Raw genomic sequence first — 20,276 nt, forward strand, 5'->3', positions numbered from 1 at the left:
TCGGGAGAACCCGATCCGGCAACCTACCGGCGCGGTCCGCGGCAGGTCGCTTATCTCGCCGACCATGTCGCCGGGATGGTGCCGCGCCTCCGCTTCCCGCCCGACACTGGCATCCGCCGGCGGGCTGCCGCCGTCCGGCCGGCGGCCCACCCCGGCGGTCCACCCCGGCGGTCCACCGTGGCGCCCGCGATCCGGCGTCGCCAGCCGCCGCCGGCCCACCGCGCCCGGGCCGGTCCCGCCCTCAAGGAGTGATGCGCCGATGCCGGTCGTCGATTTCATCCATGCCCTCGCCTTCGACGACCTGCCGCCCGCGGTCCGGTCGGCGGCGCAGCGCTGCCTGCTCGACCTGGTCGGCGTCGCCGCCGCCGGCCGCAAGACCGACCTCGCGCGCATCGCGCTCAATCATGCCGCCCGCCAGTTCGGCCCGGGCGAGGGCCGCGGCGCCCGGATGCTGTTCGACGGGCGCCGGGCCTCGGAGGTCGGCGCGGCCTTCGCGGGCGCCTCGCTGATCGACAGCTACGATGCCCATGACGGCCATGCCCTGACCAAGGGCCATGCCGGCGTCGCCATCCTGCCGGCGATCCTCGCCTATTGGGATGCCGGCGGCCTGGCGATCGACGACCGCGAACTCCTGACCGCGATCGTGCTCGGCTACGAGATCGCGACCCGCGCCGGCATCGCCCTGCATGCCTCGGCCTGCGACTACCACACCTCCGGCGCCTGGAACGCGATCGCCTGCGCGGGCCTCGGCGCGCGCCTGCTCGGCCTCTCCAATGCGGCGACGCGCGAGGCGCTCGGCATCGCCGAGTATCACGGGCCGCGCAGCCAGATGATGCGCTGCATCGACTATCCGACCATGGTCAAGGACGGCTCCGGCTGGGGGGCGCTGGCCGGCGTCTCGGCCGCCTTCCTGGCCGCCGACGGCTTCACCGGCGCGCCGGCGATCACCCTGGAGGCCCCCGAACAGGCGGCGATCTGGGCGGATCTCGGCCGGCGCTGGACGATCGAGGACCAGTATTTCAAGCCCTATCCGGTCTGCCGCTGGGCCCAGCCGGCGATCGAGGCCGCGCGCGGCCTCATGCTGGACCATGGCCTCACCGGTGCGGATGTCGCCGATGTCGAGGTGCGCAGCTTCGCGGCGGCCATCCGGCTGGCCAGTGCTCGGCCCGCGACCACCGAAGAGGCGCAGTACAGCCTGCCCTTCCCGCTCGCCTGCGCGATTCTCCGCGGCCGGGTCGGCGCCGACGAGATCGTCGGGGCCGGACTGGCGGATGCCGAGGTGCTGGCGTTGTCCGAGCGCATCCGCCTCGTCGTCGATCCCGAGATCGAGGCCCGCTTCCCGGCCGAGCGTTTCGCCGTCGTCACCCTGACCACCCGGGACGGCCGAACCGTGACCTCGCCCTGGACGGTCGCCCGCGGCGGTCCACTCAACCCGCTCGATTCCAGCGAGATCGTCGAGAAATATCGCAGCGCGACCGCCCATCTCGGCCCTGTCCGCGCCCATCTGATCGAGAATACCGTGCTGGCGCTGGGCACCGGCCCGGCCCATGCGGTCGACCACCTGCGCGACCTGGTCCTGGAGGCCGCCGACGCGCCGGCGAACCCGGCCCGCACCATCGTCGGGTAGATCGCATCCGCCGCCCATCGGGCTATTGGGCCGACGCTGCCAGCAGGCGCGCGATCAGGTCCGGATCGGCGTCGCGCATGGTCGGCAGGAGGTCGCGGGCGCGGCGGACCCGGGCGAGCGCGAGATCGGCGACCAGCAGCTCCGGCCCCTCGCCGGCCTGCGCCAGGACCGATCCGTCGGCATCGAGGATGCGCGAGCCGCCCCAGAAATCGAGCGCGCCGCGCGTGCCGCAATGGTTCACGAACACGGTCGGCAAGCCGTAGACCAGCGCGGTATGGGCAAGCACGGTGCGCCAGCCGCCCGGATTGTCGAACTCGGCCCCCACCGCGCTGCGGGCCGAGGCGGTCGGCAGGGCGAGCAGATCGGCCCCGCGCAGCGCGGCCAGCCAGGGCAGCGCCGGGTTCCAGGCATCGGCGCAGATCAGCGTGGCGACCGACCAGCCGCCGAGCGGAACCGGATCGAGCCGGTCGCCGCCGGCATAGTGGCGGGTCTCGGTCAGCCGCCCGTAGCCGGGCAGATTGAGCTTGCGGTGAACCGTGCGCCCACCGTCGCCCGCCAGCAGCGCCTGGGCGTTGTGGCAGCGGCCGTCCGCCGCCCGCTCGATGAAGCCGAGCGAAACCGCCATCGGTCCGGCCGCCGCGGCGATTTCGGCGAACGGGGCGGCGTCCGGCGGCAGCGCCAGGGCCGCACAATCGGGCGCGCCGAGATAGTCGGTCAGCGACAGTTCGGCGAAGACCACGAGATCGACCCCGGCCGCCCGGGCCGCGCCGATCGCCTCGAGATGCAGACCGAGATTGGCCGCAAGATCACCCGGCCGGCATTCGATCTGGGCCGCGGCGACGCGCAGGCGGGTCATGGCGGAAGGGCTCCGGGGACAACGACAGCGGACCACGGCGGCATGCCGGCCGCTGTGGTCTCGGAGGGTCGGGGCGACTGCCGCAGGCGGCGGCAGGCCGACGGTGTGCCGCCGGCCTGCCGTGCATCAGCCGGTCAGATCAGCGACTGCGCCTTCAGGAAGCCGGTGGCGACCTCCTCGATGGTCTTCTTCTCGACATCGACCGAGGCGTTGAGCTTGGCCATGGTGGCGTCGTCGAGCTTGGCCGACAGGCCGTTCAGGATCTCGGCGAGCTTCGGATTCTTGTCGAGCGTCTCCTTGCGGACGACCGGCGTCATCGCATAGGTCGGGAAGTAGCCCTTGTCGTCGGTCAGAATGACGAAGTTGAAGGCCGGCACGCGGCCGTCGGTGGCGAAGACGAGGCCGACTTCGACCTGCGAGTCACGCAGGGCCTGATAGACGAGGCCCGTATCCATGCGCACGACGTTGTCGCGGCCGAACTCGAAATCGTAGGTCTTCTGCAGCGGCGTCAGGCCGTCGGCGCGCGAGTAGAATTCCGCGTTGCAGCCGAACTTGTAGCCGGCGCCGCCCTTGACCTTGGCGGCCAGATCCGACAGCGACTTGATCCCCTTGGCGGCCGCGTCATCCTTGCGCATGGCGAGCGCATAGGTGTTGTTGGCCTTGGACGGCTGAAGCCAGACCAGCCCCTTGGCGGCGTCGAGCTCCTTGACCTTGGCGTAGGTCTGGGCGGCATCGAGCTTGTCGGTGATCTTGTTGAAGTTGATCAGCGAGGTGCCGGTATATTCCCAATAGAGATCGATCTGGCCGGCCTCCTGGGCCTGGCGCAGCGGCGCGGTGCCGAGGCCGGCGCGCTTGTCGACCGTGAAGCCCTTGGCGCGCAGGAGCTGCGTCGTCATCTCCGACATGATCTGCTGCTCGGTGAAATTCTTGCCGCCGACCACGACGGTCTGGGCGGCGGCGTCGCGCGGCGCGGCCAGGACGGCGAGTGCGGCGCAGGCGAAGGCGAGAAGGCTGCGTTTCAGCATGGTCGGGTCTCCGGTTGCATTTGCGGACGGCTGCAGTGCCGCGGTTGCTGTTGCGGGCGGCGAGCCGCCTCGGTTGCGGGTCTTGAGCGGGATCAGCGCAGTGGATTGACGCCCCTCGGCACGAACCAGAACTGGATCTGGCCGATGAGGAAATCGACGGCGACGGCGAGCAGTGCGGTCGGGATCGCCCCGGCCAGCAGCATCCCGGGCTCCATCAGGTCGATGCCGGTGAAGATCAGTTCGCCGAGCCCGCCCGCCCCGATCAGGAAGGCGAGCGGGACCGTGCCGATATTGATGGCAAGCGCCGTGCGGATGCCGGCCAGGATGACGAAGACCGCATTGGGCAGTTCGACCCGACGCAGGATCTGGCCCGGCGTCATGCCCATGCCGCGTGCGGCATCGACCAGCGGCGGCGGCACGGCGTTGAGGCCGGCGACGGTGTTGAGCAGGATCGGCAGCAGCGTCAGCACGAAGAGGGCGAACACGGCCGGCGGCGCGCCGATGCCGAGCACCGACATGGCCAGCGCGATCAGGGCGAGCGTCGGGATGGTGGTGCCCAGATTGACGATCTGGGTCACGATCCCGGCGATCGCGGCATAGCGCTCGCGCGTCAAGAGGATGCCGAGCGGCACGCCGACCGCGATGGCCATCGCCCCGGACATCGCCGCCAGCACCAGATGCTGGCGGGCGAGATAGATCACGTCGCCGCGATGCTGCAGGATCGACGGCAGCGTGCCGCGTGCCTGCAGCCAGGCGCCGAGCGCGAAAACGCCGGCCACGAAGGCGAAGCGCGCCAGACCGCCGAGCCCGCCCGCGCGCATGTCAGCCCTCGCCCGCGGTCGCACCGAGCATCCTGGTGATGCCGGTCTGGGTGATGTAGCCGCGATAGAAGCCCTCGTCGTCGACGCAGGCGAGCCAGGTCACGCCATGGGTGAACATCTGCGAGACGGCGGCGCGCAGGTCGTCCTTGACGTTGACGACGCCCGGCAGCGGCTCCTGGTGCTCGCCGACCAGCCCCCTCGCCTCGCGGACCGCATCGAGCCGCACCACGCCGCGCGCCCGTCCCCGCGGCCCGACCATCACGATGGCGACATGGCCGTGGTCCTGCATGCGGCCGACGGCGGTCTCGACCGTCTCCTCGGCGGTGACGCGCGGCGGGTCGGCCATCATGGCCTCGGCGACCCGGATCAGGCGCAGCCGCTTCAAGGTGCGGTCGGACCCGACGAACTCGGCCACGAAGGCGTCGATCGGATGGGCGAGCAGGCGGTCGGGCGTGTCGTACTGGATCAGCCGGCCGTCGCGGAAGATGGCGATGCGCGTCGCCATCTTGACCGCCTCGTCGATGTCGTGGCTGACGAAGACGACGGTCTTCCTGAGCTCCGCCTGGAGCTTCATGAACTCGTCCTGGATGACCTCGCGGTTGATCGGGTCGATCGCCCCGAAGGGCTCGTCCATCAGGAGCACCGGCGGATCGGCGGCCAGCGCCCGGACGACGCCGACGCGCTGCGCCTGGCCGCCGGAGAGTTCCTTGGGGTAGCGCTTGAGGAAGATGCCGGGATCGAGATTGACGAGCTCGAGCAGTTCGGCGGCGCGCTTGCGCGCCTTCGCCCGCGGCCAGCCGAGCAGATCGGGGACGACGCAGATGTTGTCCTCGACGGTCATGTTGGGGAACAGGCCGATCTGCTGGATGACGTAGCCGATCGAGCGGCGCAGCGAGACCTGGTCGACCGTGGCGGTATCGCGTCCGTCGACCAGGATGCGGCCGGAGGTCGGCTCGATCAGCCGGTTGATCATGCGCATGGTGGTGGTCTTGCCGCAGCCCGACGGGCCGAGCAGGACGCAGACCGCCCCGGCCGGAACGACCATGTCGACGCGGTCGACCGCCGTGACCGGACCGAACTGCTTGGAGACCTGTTCCAGTCGGATCATCGCGGCCTCAAGCCCGGGGAGGTCATCAGCCGCTGCGCGCCGAGAAGCGCCAGATCGGCCAGGATCGCCAGCAGACTGACGGCCAGCGCCCCGGTCAGGAGCTGGCGGATATCGGTCTGGGAAATGCCGCGCGAGATGAAGGTGCCGAGCCCGCCGGCGCCGATATAGGTCGCGATCGCGGCGATCGCGATGTTCAGCACGACGGCATTGCGGATGCCGGTGACGATCACCGGCAGGGCGACCGGGATCTCGACCCGGCGCAGCCGGTCGAGGGTGGTCATGCCCATGCCGCGCGCCGCCTCGCGCAGGGCCGGGTCGACATTCATGATCGCCGTATAGGTGTTGCGGATGATCGGCAGCTGCGCATAGAGGATCAGCGCGATCACGGCCGGCAGATAGCCGATGCCGTGTCCGATGGTCGACAGGATCGGGATCAGGATGCCGAACAGCGCGATCGACGGGATGGTCATCACGATCGCGGCGACATAGAGCACACGGTCCGCGGCGGCCCGGCTCTGCGTGATGGCGATGCCGATCGGCACGCCGGTCGCGATCGCCACCCCGACCGAGACGGCGACCAGGGAGACGTGTTCGAGCATGCGCTGCCCGATCACCGGCAGGTTCGCCAGGATGAAGGCGAACGTCTCCATGCGAGAGCCCCCGAAATCCGCTGTTTCCGGGGAGAAGTGTCAGGCAGCCGACCGGGCACGGGCGTCAGCGAAACGACGCCAGGGGCCAGAAATTCGACCTCAGGGATGCAGGCCCGGCGGGGGTGCCATGTCGTGGCGGGCCTGCCGGGCGGAGCGAAGCTCCGAGGGACGCTCGCCATGGATGCGCTTGAACCAATGGCTGAAATGCGACGCCGAGGTGAAGCCGGTGGCGACCGCGATCTCGAAGATCGGGCGATCGCTGTAGATCAGCAGTTCGCGCGCCCGGTCGAGCCGCAGCGCCAGATAGTAGCGGGTCGGCGTCATCTCGCAGTAGCGCAGGAACAGCCGCTCCAACTGGCGCGCCGTCACGCCGGCCCGGCGCGCGATCGCCGGAATGGCCAGCATGTCCTCGGTATGCTCGATCATCAGCGTCACGGCCGTGCGCAGCGGCGCCGGCAGGCCGGCGAGCCGCTCGAGCCTGCCGCCATGCTGGTTGTCGCGCTCGTTGCGGATGCGCTCGTGGTGAAACTGGTTGGCAACCCGGCGGGCGAGATCGGCGCCGTGGCGCTGCTGGATCAGATGCAGCATCAGGTCCATGGCGGCGGTTCCGCCCGAGCAGGTCAGCCGGTCGCGGTCGATCTCGTAGATCTTGTCAGTGCAGTCGAGATCCGGGAATTCCTCCTGGAAGGCCGGCCGGTTCTCCCAATGGATCGTGCAGCGATAGCCGTCCAGGAGGCCGGCCCGGGCAAGCAGGTAGGAGCCGGTCGAGAGCGAACCGATCGGAATGCCGGCGCGCGCCGCCTTGCGCAGCAGCGCCAGATACGAGCGCTCGTCCTCCGACTGGATGCGCAGGCCGCCGCAGACGAACAGCATGTCGGCCTCGGAGACCGCCTGCTCGGCCGGCTCGCTCGGCAGCGGAATGCCGTTCGAAGCCGCGATCGGCCGGCCGCCGAGGCTGACCAGCCGCCAGCGCCAGGCCTCGCGCCCGACCAGCCGGTTGAGCGAGCGCAGCGGCTCGATCGCCGAGGCGAGGCTCATCATCGAGAGGCCTTCCACCAGCAGGAAGGCGATCGCTTTCGTGTCGGTATCGGTGGCCATCGTTCCCCGCACGTCCCATGGAGTGCGGGCAGTCTATCAGATAATCGACATCGACAACAGATTTACGACCGAACCTTCGGCCTCTAGACGGCGGACCCTTGCCGATGCGCGAAGGCCTCCGCGGACAGCCAGCCGAGCCGTTCGCGCCAGTCCGGTTCCAGCGCGGCGAAGCGGTCGAGGCGGAAGGTCGACAGATCGGCGAAGCTGCAGGCGCGGTCGACGACGAGGTCGCGGATCGCCCGGCCGCTCGCCGGCGACAGGCCGAAGCCGACGCTCGACAGCGTCGCGACGATCACGTTGTCGGGCTCGGGCAGCCGGTCGATGATCGGCCGGCCGTCCGGGGTATTCTCGATCACGCCGGCCCAGGAGCGGATCACCCGGGCATGGGCGGCCTTGGGCAGCAGTTCGGCGACGCGCCGGGCGATGTTGCCGGCGAGCGGCGTCGAGGGCTTGGGCGGCGCGCCCTCATGGGGCAGGTCGAGCCATTCATGCGGACCGCCGCCATAGGCGAGATTGCCGCGCAGCGTCTGGCGGCCATAGAGGCCGTTGCCGTCGACGCCGCCGAGCGGCATCAGCGGCAGGGCCTCGGTGACGATCATCTCGGCCCGGGCGACCGCGAGCGGGATGTCGGCACCGAGCAGCGCGGCGAGCCGGCCGGTATGCGGCCCGGCGGCGATCACCACGTGGTCGCAGGCGATCGCGCCGCGCTCGGTCTCCACCGCGACGACGCGCCCGCCCGCCCGGCGGAAGCCGGTGACGGCGCAATTCTGCAGGAGCGTGCCGCCGTGGTCCTGCATCGCCCAGGCATAGCCCTGCAGGGTGCGGTGCGGATTGGCGTGGCCGCCGAAGGCATAGTAGTAGCCCCCGACGATGCCTTCCCCGGCCAGCGGCACCAACTCCTGCGCCTGCTTCGCGTCGAGCACCTCGGAGCGGAAGCCCTGCGCGGCGGCGTTGGTCAGCGCCCGCCCGTAGAGCACCATCTGCTCGTCGCTGCGCGCCAGGCGCACGCGGTTGGGGCGGAACTCGGTCGGATAGCCGAGCAGCTCGTCCATCATCGGCCAGAGCCGCTGCTCTTCCCGGAACAGCGGCGAATGGTGATGCGAGCAGCCGCCGCCGTTGCGGCCCGAGGCCTCGGCGCCGAGCGTGCCCTTCTCGACCACGACCACGTCGATGCCGTCGCGCGCCAGCCACCAGCCGGCCGACAGGCCCGTGACGCCGCCGCCGATGATCACCACGGCGGCCTTGCGGATATCCTCCATGGCGCCCCTCACTCGCTGACCTGCGGCCCATCGGCGTCGTCGCCGACCCGGAATTGCGGCGGAACCTCCCAGAAGGGCCGCCACTGGCCCTTCATGCCGAACCAGCTGTCCCAATGCGCCGCCTGATCGGGATGCTCCGGCAGGCTGCCGAGCACCGCCAGCGACAGCGGCCTGACCGGCGCACGGTGGCTGGCGAGCCGGATGCGATCGAGCGGCACGGCGCCGCCGATCGCCAGCAGCGCGGCGACCTGTTCGCGACAGCGCCGCCCCTGGCACGGCCCCATGCCGGCGCGCGTCAGGCGCTTGACCTGATCGGGGTCCGGCGGCCCCTCGCCGAGCAGCGAGGCGAGCGAGCGGTCGTTGCGCGCATCGTGCGCGGCATCGAGATAGCGCGGCGGGCGGACCTCCAGGATCTCCCGCGCCGTCACCTCCTCGCACTGGCAGACCGTGCAGTCCCGAGCGGCATGCACCACGCTCGCCGCCACCCAGGCGGTCCGGTAGGCGGATGGATCGACCTCCGGCTGCCCGGGACCGTCCGTCGGCGCCGCCTCCGGTCCGGCGGCGCCGCCGAGGCTTGCCACCACGGCCCGCGCCGCGCGACGGCCCTCGGCCCGCGCAATCTCCGGATCGCGCGCCTTGGCGGGCCAGAGGCCGGCGCAGTCGCCGACCGCATGGATGTCCGCGATCGAGGTCCGCTGGTCGCCGTCGACGACCGGCACATGGCCGCCGCGCGCCGGATCGAAGCCGATCCGGCACCCGGCCGCGTCGAGCAGATCGACCACCGGCACCGCCGCAACGGCCAGCACGACGCCGTCGCAGGCGATGCTGCGCGCCGGCCCCGCATCGGCACCGGCGGCATCGACCGGGACCACGGTCACCGACGCGACCCGATCTGCGCCTTCGGCGCGGCGGACCGCATGGCCGGCCAGAATCTCGGTGCCGCCGGCGGCGAGCGCGGCGACGAGATCCGGCGCCCCGACCGGCGCGGCCGCGCATTCGACCAGCGCGGCGATCTCGACGCCGGCCGCCTTCAGGTCGAGCGCGGCGGCGAGGGCTTCCGACGTGGAGCCGAGCCACACGACGCGGCGCGGCGCCAACGCCTGATAGCGGCGCGCCAGCGTGACCGCCGCCGTCGCCCCGACCACGCCGGGCAGGTCCCAGCCGGGAAAGGCCAGCCCCATGTCGCGCCGCCCGGCCGCCACGATCACCCGCCGGGCGCCGATCAGATGCGCGACGCCGTCGGCCGCGACGCCGACCAGCGTGCCGGGCAGCCAGGCGAGACCCGGCCCGTTGGCATAGAGGCCCCAGGCCGCCGTGCCGAGGCGGACATCGACGCCGGCCTCGACCGCCGCCTCGATCTCCGGCGCGGCGGCGAGAACCGCCTCCATCATGGCGTTGCGGTTGCGCACCGCGCCGGTCATGGCCTGGCCGAAATGCAGCGGCACCTCGTCGCCCATCACCTCGATGCCGACCGGATGCTCGTCGACCAGGATCACGCCGAGACCGGCCCGTGCCGCCTCGATGGCGGCGGCAAGGCCGGCCGGACCGGCGCCGATGACCACGAGGTCGGCCGTCTCGGCGGGCGGAACCGCCTTGCCGGCGACGGATTTCGGGTCTGGACGGACTTCTGTCATCGTGGGCTCGGGTCCGGATGGGAGGACGGCGGGGCGCAAGGCGGGCGGCGCAACCGCGGGATCACGGCTCGTCGTGGCCGATCGCCTCGCGCCGTGTCGTCACATAGGCGTCGAGCTCCTCGCGGATCGCAGGGTCCATCGGCGGCTCCTCATATTCGGCGAGCGCCCGCTTCCAGATGTCGGTCGCCCGCTCGGTCGCGTCCTTGCCGCCGGCGATCTGCCAGTTCTCGTAATTCTGCCAGTTGGAGACGAGCGGCCGGTAGAAGGCGGTCTCGTAGCGGCCCATGGTGTGCGGCGAGCCGAAGAAGTGGCCGCCGGTCGGCACGCCCGCGATGGCGTCGAAGGCCAGTTCGCCGTCGTCGACCGGGATCGGCTTCAGGAACTCGACCATGTGCTGGAGCATCTCGATGTCGAGCACCAGCTTTTCGTAGGAGGCCGTGAGCCCGCCTTCCAGCCAGCCGGCGGCATGATAGAGCAGGTTGGTATGGCCGAGCACGGCCCCCCAGAGCGCCATTTCGGTCTCGTAGACCGCCTGGGCATCGACCGCATTGGACGCGTTGCCGTTGGTCGAGCGGTAGGGCAGCCGGTAGCGCCGGGCGAACTGGCCGCCGATCACATTGGCCTTGGTGTTCTCCGGGGTGCCGAAGGCCGGCGCGCCGGAGCGCATGTCGACATTCGACGTGAAGGCGCCGTAGATCACCGGCGCGCCGGGATTGACCAATTGAGTCAGCACGATGCCAGCCAGCGCCTCAGCATTCTGCTGCGCCAGCGCCCCGGCCAGCGAGACCGGCGCCATGGCGCCCATCAGCGTGAAGGGCGTGATCACGGTCGCCTGGCCATGCTCGGCCATGGCCATCAGGCCCTCCGACATGGCGTCGTCGAACCGGCGCGGGCTGTTGACCGAGATGATGGTCAGGACCGACGGATCGGTCTTCATCTGCTCAATGGTCAGCCCGCGCGTGATCGCCATCATGCGGATGCCGTCGATGGCCCGGCCGGCACCGATCGCCGAGCAGTGATAGACGAGGTCGGACAGCGTCAGGTTGGCGCGATAGGTGTCGAGATGGCGCGAATTGGCCGGCATCTCGACCGGCGCGCAGACCTGATTGCCGATCAGGTGCAGCGTGTTGAAATACTGCGTCAGGCGGATGAAATCGCAATAGTCCGCGAAATTGCCCGACCGCCGGCCGCGCTCGCGGTCGTGCACGTTGGGCGGCCCGGCGACGAGGCCGAAATTGATCACGTTGCCGCCGAAGAAGACCTGCTTGTCCGGATTGCGCGGCGTCAGCGCGAAACTGGCCGGCGCCGTCGCGAGCGCCTGCTCGACCAGCCCGCGGTCGATGCGCACCGTCATCGAGGCATGGTCGACCTTGGCGCCGGCCGCGGCGAAGAGCGACAGCGCGCGCGGCGACATCACTTCGATCCCGAGTTCTTCGAGAATGCGCAGCGACGTGAGGTGGATCGCCTCGACCTGGTCGGCGGAGAGCAGCTCCATCGGCGGATAGGGATTTGCGACGCGCTGAAGCGGCAGCTGCGGCAAGCGCGCCGGCCCCGTCTGACGCGCCCGTCCGCCCTCGCGACGCCGCCTCATCTCGTTCATCGAACCCATCTCCTGCGGCCTCGGACCGAGGTCATGCCCGCAGTATCGGTCGCCAGGAGACCGCAGCACCGCGGGATATGCGACCGCACCCCCCAGAAATGCGACATGACCATCACCGGAGGCCGGCGGCCTGCCATCCCGGCATGGCTCCTCGAAGACGTTCGGTCCTGGTGCCGGACGCCGGTTCGACGCATAATCCGGCATTCAAACCGGCCGGTTCGGGACGCAGCGGACCCGGTCGGCCCCGAAAACCCGGAAAACACAGCCTCCCATGTACCAGGATCATGCCTCGAAGACCGGCGGACCCGCCCCGGCCCGACCGAAAGCCGCGCCCGTGCCGCTCGCCCGCGGTCGCGAGTTCCTGTCCATTCCGGGCCCGACCAACGTGCCCGACGTGGTCCTGCAGGCGATGCACCGGCCGGCGGTCGACATCTATGCCGACGAACTGCTGGCCACGACCGGCCATTGCCTGGAAACCCTGAAGGCGGTGTTCCGGACCGAGGGCTCGACCTACATCTATATCGCCAACGGGCATGGCGCCTGGGAGGCGGCCCTGACCAACACGCTGTCGCGCGGCGACCATGTGCTGGTCCTGGAGAGCGGGCGCTTCGCGCGCGGCTGGGGCGACCAGGGCGAATTCCTGGGGCTCACGATCGAGGTGCTGCCGGGCGACTGGCGCAAGGCGGTCGACCCGGCCGCCGTCGAGGCCCGGCTCAAGGCCGACACGCTGCACGCGATCAAGGCCATCCTGGTCGTCCAGATCGACACCGCCTCGGGCGTGGTCAACGACATCCCGGCGATCCGGGCGGCGATCGACGCGGCCGGCCATCCGGCGCTGTTCATGGTCGACGGCATCGCCTCGGTCGGCTGCATGGAATACGAAATGGACCGCTGGGCGATCGACGTCTCGGTGACCTGCTCGCAGAAGGGGCTGATGATGACGCCCGGCCTGTCCTTCGTGGCCGCCAGCCCGAAGGCCAAGGCAGCGCACCGGACGGCCGGCCTGCGCACCGCCTATTGGGACTGGACGGCGCGCGACCTGCCCGAGAACTACCGGAAATTCTGCGGCACCGCGCCCGAGCACATGCTGTTCGGCCTGGAGGCCTCGCTCGGCCTCTTGTTCGAGGAAGGGTTGGAACGGGTCTGGGCCCGCCATCTCGGCCTGGCGGCGGCCGTGCAGGCGGCCGTGGCGGTCTGGGCGGAGGGCGGCGCGCTCGAATTCAACGTGCTGGCCCCGGCCGAACGCTCGCCGGCGGTGACGACCATTCTGACGCCCGGCTTTGATCCGCAGGCCCTGCGCGACTTCACGCGGCAGAATGCCGGCGTCGTGCTCGGCTCCGGCATCGGCGATCTGACCGGCAAGGCCTTCCGCATCGCCCATATGGGCTATGCCAATGCGCCGATGGTGCTCGGCACGCTCGGCGCCACGGAAGTTGCGCTGAAGGCCCTCGGCCTGCCGATCGGCGACGGCGGCGTGCAGGCGGCCCTGACCGCGCTGCAACGGCATTTCGGCGCGCCGGCCTGAGGCATCCGCGCGACGGCTGAGCGGCGGCGCACGACTCCGCCGCTCAGCCCGGGCGTGGCTCCATGCGCAAGGGCGCTCCGCACCCGGACGCGCCACGGAATTCTCCCCGCCCTGTCAATGACATGAGACCGGACCGGATCTCCGTCCGGCCGGCGGCGGCATGACCGTTCTGTCGGTGCGATTTGGTGGGCCCGGCCGGATTCGAACCAGCAACCAGACCGTTATGAGCGGCCAGCTCTAACCGTTGAGCTACGGGCCCGGACCACACGGAAACGAGTCGCCGTGAGGCCGATTGCGACGTGTGGCTGAGTAGCACCCCCGGGCAGTGCGGACAAGCACGCCCCATTCTGGTCACAGTCCGGGATATGGTGGCTTTCGCAAGTGAAGTGCAAAAGAGTGAGTAAGTGAATGATTTGTAATGCGTTTCTGGCCTTGCCGGCTCAGTTCCAGCCGGACCCGTTCCTGCCCTCGGGCCCAGATCGGCGCATTGCAAGCCGCATTGAACTCCTCGTTTCCGGCGCCAACGGCGTCGAATGCCCGACAAGTCGGGTCCTCTGTGGCGGACATGCAACAGCGCTGTCCGCCGGGCGCCTCCTGCGGCTCAAGCGCCGCCTCCGCGCCCCGCGTCACTGACGCCTCGGTTCCGGCCCCGATCTGCGGTTTGCGCCCGTCCGGTGCCGGACTTCGCCCACCCCCACGTTCCGCCGTGCCGGCCCGACGCGCAGTCGGCCGCCACCGGACCCAGCACGACCGTCGGACCGGCTCGCGAGCCGCACGCGGTCGCCCCCTTCAACCAGGAGACCAAAGGACACGGCATCGGGGCATGCGACCCCGCAACCAAACCTGGAGAACCCAACAATGAAGAATTGCACTGTCTCGCCGCGCGTGTCGCGCGGCACGCCCCTCGCTGCCGCCATGCTGGGCCTCGGCCTCTCGGCAGTCACGGGCAACCCGGCGTCTGCCGAAGGTGTCGGCATCGCCTCCTTCTACGGCGGCCGCCTGCATGGCGGACCGACCGCATCGGGCGAGCGCTTCAATCAGAACGCCATGACCGCCGCCCATCGCTCCTACCCGCTCGGATCGCGGGTCAAGGTCACCAATCTCAACAACGGCAAGACCGTGATGGTGCGCATCAACGATCGCGGGCCCTTCGTCCGCGGCCGCATCATCGACGTGAGCCGGGGCGCCGCCGCCCAGCTCGGCTTCATCGCCAGCGGCCTGGCCAAGGTCCGTGTCGAACGCGTTGGTGCCAACGCGGACGCCGCCGAGCCGGTCCGGATGGTCGAGCGCTAAACGCCATCCTCTCGCGGGGCGCACGCGGTCGCGCCGGACGGATGCCGTTCGGCCCCTGAGCCCCAAGGCGCGCGCCCCGCGACGAACCATCAGGAAGCCGCTGGGGCACGTCGCCCCCGGCGGCTTCCGCTCCGATCCGCCTCCGCCCGGGCGACCGGCCCATGACACCGTGACAGCCCGGTGCCCGAGACGGCCGGGATTTGGGAACCGCGAACTGTCGGGAACGGTTGTCGACCCGCGCGCCGTGTTCTAACTCTTCACGGGCGACGGAACGTGAGGCGCGGGTGATCGATATCTGGTTGGTGGTCAAGGGCATCGGGATCGGCATCCTGTTCTCCGCCCCGATCGGCCCCGTCAACATCATGTGCATCCAGCTCGCCTTCCGGCGCGGCTTCCTGGCCGGGCTCGCCGCCGGCATCGGCGCCGTGTTCGCCGACGGCCTGTTCGCCGCACTCGCCGCCTACGGCTTCACCGCCACGGCCGCCTTCATCGCGGGCTATTCCTCGCTCTTCCAACTGGTCGGCGGCCTGGTGCTGATCGTCTTCGGCATCCGGATCATGCGCATGCACCCGCATCTGGCCGCCGGCGGCAGCGCGCGCGACAGCATTCTCTCGACCGCGCTGACCTCGTTTGGCATGACGGTGACCAATCCGGCCACCGTGCTCGGCTTCATCGCCGTGTTCGGTTCGCTTGGCGATCTCGCCCCGGCGCCCGGCGACTATCTCGGCGCGACGCTGCTGGTGCTCGGCGTCCTCGCCGGGGGCTGCGGCTGGTGGTTCTTCGTCGCCTCGCTGGTCTCGGTGGTCCGAGACAAGCTGACCGATCGCGGCCTGGAGCGAATCAACCAGGGTGCCGGCGCCGTTCTGATTGTCTTCGGTGCGGCGATCCTGGGCCGCCTCGCCTGCGCGGCGCTCGGCTTCGCGTGAGAGCACCCGGCATCGTCATTGGCGCATCCGGCGCACGGCTTCGCGTGAGCGCCGATACCTCGGCGCTACTGCAGCGGGCGCACCAGGGTATATTCGCCGGCCATGATCCGGTCGGAGAGGCGCCCGGCCAGGGCCGCCACGGCGGCCTCGCCATAGTGCCCGACCAGTTCCGTCAGCACGGCAAACAGCGCCGCCTGGGTGACGATCTCGTATTCGATCCCCTCCGCCTCGGCTTCCGCCATGGCATCGGCCACGATCTCGTAGGCCGCGCGCTTCTTGTCGGCGACTGTCGTTTCGACCTCGTCGGCCTTCCGCTCGTCGAGCATGATGTCGTCCCATCCAGGGTGCGTCCTGCACCCGGTCCTATCCCCGACAGAATTGGTAGCATGGCGAAATTTCTCTGGCGCGGTTAACCTCGTGCCAACGTTAACGAGTATTAAAGTTTCTCAAGAAATGGTTAATTTCGGTTGATAAACAAGGGCCCTGTCGAGCCCCGGCGCGGCCCGTCAGGGCCGGCCGTAGCGCGAGACGATGTCCCGCGTCAGCCGTCCGCCCTCGGCCAGATAGCGGTCGATGATCTCGATCGCCGCCGGGGTGCAGGTCCGGTGGATTTCGGCCAGCGAGCGGTAGCTCTGATTGAAGCGCTCGACCAGGCGTTTGCGGTCCTCCGGGGTCGGGTCCTGGGCCTGGAGCAGCGCCGACATCTTCTGCCGCCAGATCTGACCGTCCGGCGCGCCGCACAGCGGCCGCAGGTGATGCAGGCCGCCCAGGATCTCGGCCAGCCGCATCAGCGATTCGGCATAGGGCGGATCGCCCGGCAGGGCACGGGCCGGGACCGCCGCGACCAGCGTGGCGGCGATGCCGGCCGCCAGCAGCCGGGCCAACGCCCGCCGCGCCCGTCCAGCCATGCCGCTCCTCACGGGTCGCCGTCCCGTCATGCCGTGCCGCTCCTCACGGGTCGCCGTCCCGTCATGCCGTGCCGTTCCTCACGGGTCGCCGTCCCGTCATGCCGTGCCGTTCCTAACGGGTCGCCGTCCCGTCATGCCGTGCCGCTCCTCACGGGTCGCCGTCCCGTCATGCCGTGCCGCATCGGAACGGCCCTCCTTGCGATTGCCCTTCTAGCCGATTTTCAAGGCGCCCCGCCACCGATCAGTCGGCGGGTGGCGAGAATGTAGGGCACCGTGCCCGGCACCATCGCGAGGCCGTCGAAGTCGGCGGGCGCGAACCAGGATGCCGCTTCGGCATCGTCGCCCGCGATCGGCTCGCCGGAGATCCAGTCGGCCCCGTAGACCGCGAGCACGACATGGCTGGCCGGACGGCCGTCGCGTGCGGGCATGATCATCTCGCGCAGATCGGACAGCGGCGTCAGCCGGCATTCCACACCGGTCTCCTCGCGCACCTCGCGCAACGCGGCCTCGGCGAGGCGCTCGCCGAGCGCCACCTTGCCGCCGACCGGCGCCCACAATCCGCGCCCGGGATCGCGGCCGCGCCGGATCAGCAGCACGCGATCGCCGCGCCAGACCGAGACGCTGACGCCGAGAAGCGGCCGCCCGAGCTGGGCGAGAATGTCCGTCGTGGATTCGCTCATGGGGCGACGATAGGCAAGGCGGCGGCGCCTGTCGCGCCCCGGATGGCGCAGACTGCGCGTTATGGAAAGAGCTGGTCGACCGAGTGCTGGGCGGCATCGACATCCAGGTCGGCCTCGCGCAGCGCACCGGCGCCGTTGACGATGGCCGAGGTGCGCGCGATCAGCGGCTGTAGGTATTCGCGTTGCTGGCGGTGCAGTTCCGCCGCCATGACGGGATCGGTGGGATCGCCCGACAGCACCAGATGGCGGGTCTCCAGCATGGCGGTGTCGAGTTCGCTGACCGCGGCATCGAAAGCGCGGCGGACCGCCGGATCGGCGCGGCGATAGGCCGAGATCGCCAGGTCGCGCTCGCGGAAATGCGAATGGGAGAAATAATCCTCGTAGGCGATCGGCTGCCAGGCCTCGATTTCCGCGGCGCATTCGGGCATCGCCGGGAGGATGTCCAGCAGCATCACCGCGTTGTTGTAGTGGTTGAGATAGTCGGTGGCGAGACGTGTCGTCGGGTTGATGTTGGCAGCGGCGAGCTTTTCGGGGCTGAGACGGTCTCGATCGACGTCCTCGCTCTCCATCAATGCCGCTTGCATGTCCCCAACCCCCGCGCCTTTCCGGCCTTCCGACGACTATGGCCTGCAATGTTTCCAATTTTCTTAACCAGACGCAGCGTCATCCGCCGCAAGACCGGCGGGGGGCCGCCGGCGGACGGGAAGCGCGCATATTCGGATTCTGCGGGCTAGCAGATTGCTGAAAAGCACGTCGGTACGCGATCAGACGCGGGCCGTTTCAACTCTGTCATCTCCGGGCTTGTCCCGGGAACCCAGACTTTCCAAGGACTTGGCCATCGCACTGGATCCCCGGGACAAGCCGGGGATGACAGAATGGCGGGGTCGGAGAGATTTTCAGAAGCCTGCTAGACTGCCGGCCAAGGAGACCTGACATGTGCGGACGCTTCGTCCTGACCGCCACGCCCGAGGAAGTGCGCGCGCTGTTCCGCTATGCCGAGCAGCCGAACTTTCCGCCGCGCTTCAACATCGCGCCGACGCAGCCGATCGCGATCGTCACCGGCCCGGGGGCGACACCGAAATTCCTGCTCGCCCGCTGGGGCTTCCTGCCCGGATGGGTGGCCGATCCGAAGGCGTTCTCACTGATTATCAATGCCCGCGCCGAGACGGCCGCGACCAAGCCGTCGTTCCGCGCCGCCATGCGCCACCGGCGCTGCCTGGTGCCGGCCAGCGGCTTCTACGAGTGGCGGCGCACGCCGGCCGGCAAGCAGCCCTTCTTCATCCGCCCGCGCCATGGCGGGCTGACCGCCTTCGCGGGGCTGTGGGAAACCTGGTCGTCGAAGGACGGCTCGGAGATCGACACCGCCTGCATCCTGACCGTGCCGGCCAACCGCGCCATCGCGGCGATCCACGACCGCATGCCGGCCGTGGTCGGCCCCGAGCATCACGCCGCCTGGATCGACACGATGCATGTCGACGTGGCGGAGGCGATGCGCCTGATCGCCCCGGTCGACGACGACTATTTCGAGGCCGTGCCGGTCTCCGAGAGGGTCAACAAGGTCGTCAACGACGACGAGCGGCTGCTGCTGCCGCTGACCGAACCGCTGCCGCCGCCGGCCGCGCCGGAAGGCGAAACCGCCGCAGGGGCGCGGGTGCAGGAGCAGACGCAGGACCCGGCCGGGCCCACCGGCGCGCCGAACCCGACCCGGCGGGCCGCGCCGCGCAAGAAGGCCGCCGGCGGCAAGGCTGCAGGCGGCCAGCTCGATCTCCTGTAGAGCCGCCGGCCGCCGTCACACCACCTTGCCGGGATTGAGAATGCCGGCCGGGTCGAGGGTCGCCTTGAGGCGGCGCATGAGCATCATCTCGACCGGGCTGCGCACGCCGGCAAGTATCGCCCGCTTCATGCGCCCGACGCCATGCTCGGCCGCGATCGAGCCGCCGAGTTCGGTGACGATGCCGTGGACGACCGCGTTCATCGCCTCCCATCCGGCCAGGAAGGCGGCCTTGTCGCCGCCGACCGGCTGGCTGACGTTGAAGTGGATGTTGCCGTCGCCGAGATGGCCGAAGGGCACCGGCCGGCAGCCGGGAACCAGCCGCTCGACGGCCTCGGTCGCGCGGGCGAGGAAGTCCGGCAGGGCCGAGAGCGGCAGCGACACGTCGTGCTTGATCGAGCCGCCCTCATGCTTCTGCACCTCCGACATGCCGTGCCGCATGCGCCAGAAGTCCTTCGCCTGGGCGACCGACTGGGCGATGGTCGCATCCTGGATCAAGCCGGCGGCGAGCCCGTCCTCGAGCACCGCCTCCATCAAGGCGCGCGCCTCGGCCAGGCCGGTGCCGACCGAGACCTCGACGAGGAGATACCAGGGCGCCGGCGTCGACAGCGGATCCCGGCTGCCCGGCTGGTGCGCGAGATAGAATTCGACCAGCCGGCGCGGCATGATCTCGAAGGCGGTCAACTGAGCGCCGGCGCGGGTCTTGGCGAGCCCGAGAGCGGCGAGCGCGTCGGCCGGCGTCGCGACGCCGGCGACCGCCACCTCCTGCGCCTTCGGCTTCGCCCAGAGTTTCAGGACCGCGGCGGTGATCACGCCGAGCGTGCCCTCGGTGCCCAGAAAGAGCTGCTTCAGGTCGTAGCCGGCATTGTCCTTGCGCAGCGCCCGCAGGCCCTCGACGATCTCGCCGGTCGGCAGCACCACCTCCAGGCCGAGCACCATGTCGCGCGCATTGCCGTAGGCGAGCACGGCGGTGCCGCCGGCATTGGAGGAGAGATTGCCGCCGATGGTGCAGCTGCCCTGGCTGCCGAGCGTGAGCGGAAACAGGCGGTCGACCGCGTCGGCCGCGTCGTGGATGCGGTCGAGGATCACGCCGGCCTCGGCCGTCATGGTGCTGGCCGCCGGATCGATGGCGCGGATACGGTCGAGCCGGCCGAGCGACAGCACGATCTCGGTGCCGCTCTCGTCGGGCACCTGGCCGCCGACCAGGCCGGTATTGCCGCCCTGCGGCACGATCGGCGTGCCGGTCTCGCTGGCGAGCTTCAGGATCGCCGCCACCTCGGCCGTGGAGCCGGGCCGCAGCACCAGGGGCGAGACGCCCTCGTAGCGATCGCGCCATTCGATCAGGTAGGGGCGGGTATCGTCAGCGGCCGTCAGGGCGTGGCGCCCGCCGACGATGGCGGCGAACCGGGCGATGAGATCGGCGGACGGCGGTGCGGGACGGCTCGGCATGAGCGGGGGTTCCGGTGGGCCTCGTCCCTGCCCTTAGCATTGCGGC

The 20,276-nt window shown here is 70.3% G+C and carries 19 protein-coding genes and 1 tRNA gene; 5 read left to right on the forward strand and 15 right to left on the reverse strand.

What is annotated here, in order from left to right; translation table 11 throughout:
• The first annotated feature begins 259 nt into the window (after positions 1-259).
• On the forward strand, positions 260-1,627 hold the full coding sequence (locus tag ABB55_RS07085) for an MmgE/PrpD family protein (RefSeq protein ID WP_054358185.1): 1,368 nt from the start codon (positions 260-262) through the stop codon (positions 1,625-1,627).
• Positions 1,628-1,649: 22 nt separating this feature from the next.
• Here the strand turns inward: ABB55_RS07085 and ABB55_RS07090 are convergent, their stop codons facing one another.
• The 9 genes from ABB55_RS07090 to ABB55_RS07130 form a co-directional block, all read right to left on the reverse strand.
• On the reverse strand, positions 1,650-2,483 hold the full coding sequence (locus tag ABB55_RS07090; RefSeq protein ID WP_054358186.1) for a nitrilase-related carbon-nitrogen hydrolase: 834 nt from the start codon (positions 2,481-2,483) through the stop codon (positions 1,650-1,652).
• Positions 2,484-2,617: 134 nt separating this feature from the next.
• Positions 2,618-3,508: a glycine betaine ABC transporter substrate-binding protein gene (locus tag ABB55_RS07095; protein ID WP_054358187.1), complete on the reverse strand. Its 891-nt coding sequence runs from the start codon at positions 3,506-3,508 to the stop codon at positions 2,618-2,620.
• A 92-nt stretch (positions 3,509-3,600) separates the two neighbouring features.
• Complete coding sequence (locus ABB55_RS07100) at positions 3,601-4,329, reverse strand: ABC transporter permease (RefSeq protein ID WP_054358188.1); 729 nt, start codon at positions 4,327-4,329, stop codon at positions 3,601-3,603.
• A 1-nt stretch (position 4,330) separates the two neighbouring features.
• A complete protein-coding gene (locus ABB55_RS07105) occupies positions 4,331-5,437 on the reverse strand; it encodes an ABC transporter ATP-binding protein (protein ID WP_054358189.1) in 1,107 nt (368 codons plus the stop codon).
• Positions 5,434-6,087, reverse strand: a complete 654-nt coding sequence (locus tag ABB55_RS07110; RefSeq protein ID WP_054358190.1) for an ABC transporter permease — start codon at positions 6,085-6,087, stop codon at positions 5,434-5,436. The genes ABB55_RS07105 and ABB55_RS07110 overlap by 4 nt, the downstream gene beginning before the upstream one ends.
• A gap of 99 nt (positions 6,088-6,186) precedes the next feature.
• Positions 6,187-7,185, reverse strand: a complete 999-nt coding sequence (locus ABB55_RS07115; RefSeq protein WP_054358191.1) for a GlxA family transcriptional regulator — start codon at positions 7,183-7,185, stop codon at positions 6,187-6,189.
• 83 nt (positions 7,186-7,268) lie between these two features.
• Positions 7,269-8,444 carry an NAD(P)/FAD-dependent oxidoreductase gene (locus ABB55_RS07120; protein WP_054358192.1) on the reverse strand — a complete coding sequence of 392 codons (1,176 nt, stop codon included), beginning with the start codon at positions 8,442-8,444 and terminating at the stop codon, positions 7,269-7,271.
• A gap of 8 nt (positions 8,445-8,452) precedes the next feature.
• Positions 8,453-10,078 carry a (2Fe-2S)-binding protein gene (locus ABB55_RS07125; RefSeq protein WP_054358193.1) on the reverse strand — a complete coding sequence of 542 codons (1,626 nt, stop codon included), beginning with the start codon at positions 10,076-10,078 and terminating at the stop codon, positions 8,453-8,455.
• 61 nt (positions 10,079-10,139) lie between these two features.
• Complete coding sequence (locus ABB55_RS07130) at positions 10,140-11,669, reverse strand: trimethylamine methyltransferase family protein (protein WP_152982240.1); 1,530 nt, start codon at positions 11,667-11,669, stop codon at positions 10,140-10,142.
• A 343-nt stretch (positions 11,670-12,012) separates the two neighbouring features.
• Between ABB55_RS07130 and ABB55_RS07135 the strand changes: the two genes are divergently transcribed.
• Positions 12,013-13,203, forward strand: coding sequence for a pyridoxal-phosphate-dependent aminotransferase family protein (locus tag ABB55_RS07135; protein ID WP_054361888.1), 1,191 nt, complete (start codon positions 12,013-12,015; stop codon positions 13,201-13,203).
• A gap of 183 nt (positions 13,204-13,386) precedes the next feature.
• Here the strand turns inward: ABB55_RS07135 and ABB55_RS07140 are convergent.
• Positions 13,387-13,462 (reverse strand) — tRNA-Ile (locus ABB55_RS07140).
• Positions 13,463-14,061: 599 nt separating this feature from the next.
• Between ABB55_RS07140 and ABB55_RS07145 the strand changes: the two genes are divergently transcribed.
• Both ABB55_RS07145 and ABB55_RS07150 read left to right on the forward strand, forming a co-directional pair.
• On the forward strand, positions 14,062-14,496 hold the full coding sequence (locus ABB55_RS07145; protein WP_083463424.1) for a septal ring lytic transglycosylase RlpA family protein: 435 nt from the start codon (positions 14,062-14,064) through the stop codon (positions 14,494-14,496).
• A 284-nt stretch (positions 14,497-14,780) separates the two neighbouring features.
• On the forward strand, positions 14,781-15,422 hold the full coding sequence (locus ABB55_RS07150) for a LysE family translocator (RefSeq protein WP_054358195.1): 642 nt from the start codon (positions 14,781-14,783) through the stop codon (positions 15,420-15,422).
• A 65-nt stretch (positions 15,423-15,487) separates the two neighbouring features.
• Here ABB55_RS07150 and ABB55_RS07155 read toward each other — a convergent pair whose 3' ends face one another.
• From ABB55_RS07155 to ABB55_RS30270, 4 genes are all read right to left on the reverse strand, one after another.
• Positions 15,488-15,748, reverse strand: a complete 261-nt coding sequence (locus ABB55_RS07155) for a hypothetical protein (RefSeq protein WP_054358196.1) — start codon at positions 15,746-15,748, stop codon at positions 15,488-15,490.
• 180 nt (positions 15,749-15,928) lie between these two features.
• The gene (locus tag ABB55_RS07160; RefSeq protein ID WP_083463425.1) at positions 15,929-16,330 is read right to left on the reverse strand and encodes a TIGR02301 family protein; all 402 of its coding nucleotides are present in this window, start codon (positions 16,328-16,330) and stop codon (positions 15,929-15,931) included.
• Between the two features lie 221 nt (positions 16,331-16,551).
• Positions 16,552-17,010, reverse strand: a complete 459-nt coding sequence (locus ABB55_RS30265; protein WP_054358197.1) for an NUDIX hydrolase — start codon at positions 17,008-17,010, stop codon at positions 16,552-16,554.
• A gap of 59 nt (positions 17,011-17,069) precedes the next feature.
• Positions 17,070-17,594 (reverse strand): hypothetical protein, encoded by a 525-nt coding sequence (locus ABB55_RS30270; protein WP_160321182.1) that lies wholly within the window; start codon positions 17,592-17,594, stop codon positions 17,070-17,072.
• A gap of 350 nt (positions 17,595-17,944) precedes the next feature.
• On the opposite strand from ABB55_RS30270, the gene ABB55_RS07175 reads away from it, so the two are divergent.
• A complete protein-coding gene (locus ABB55_RS07175; RefSeq protein ID WP_054358199.1) occupies positions 17,945-18,784 on the forward strand; it encodes an SOS response-associated peptidase in 840 nt (279 codons plus the stop codon).
• Between the two features lie 15 nt (positions 18,785-18,799).
• Here ABB55_RS07175 and ABB55_RS07180 read toward each other — a convergent pair whose 3' ends face one another.
• Positions 18,800-20,230, reverse strand: coding sequence for an FAD-binding oxidoreductase (locus ABB55_RS07180; protein WP_054358200.1), 1,431 nt, complete (start codon positions 20,228-20,230; stop codon positions 18,800-18,802).
• Positions 20,231-20,276 lie beyond the last annotated feature (46 nt).

The sequence above is a fragment of the Prosthecodimorpha hirschii genome, from assembly GCF_001305515.1.
Lineage (GTDB): Bacteria > Pseudomonadota > Alphaproteobacteria > Rhizobiales > Ancalomicrobiaceae > Prosthecodimorpha > Prosthecodimorpha hirschii.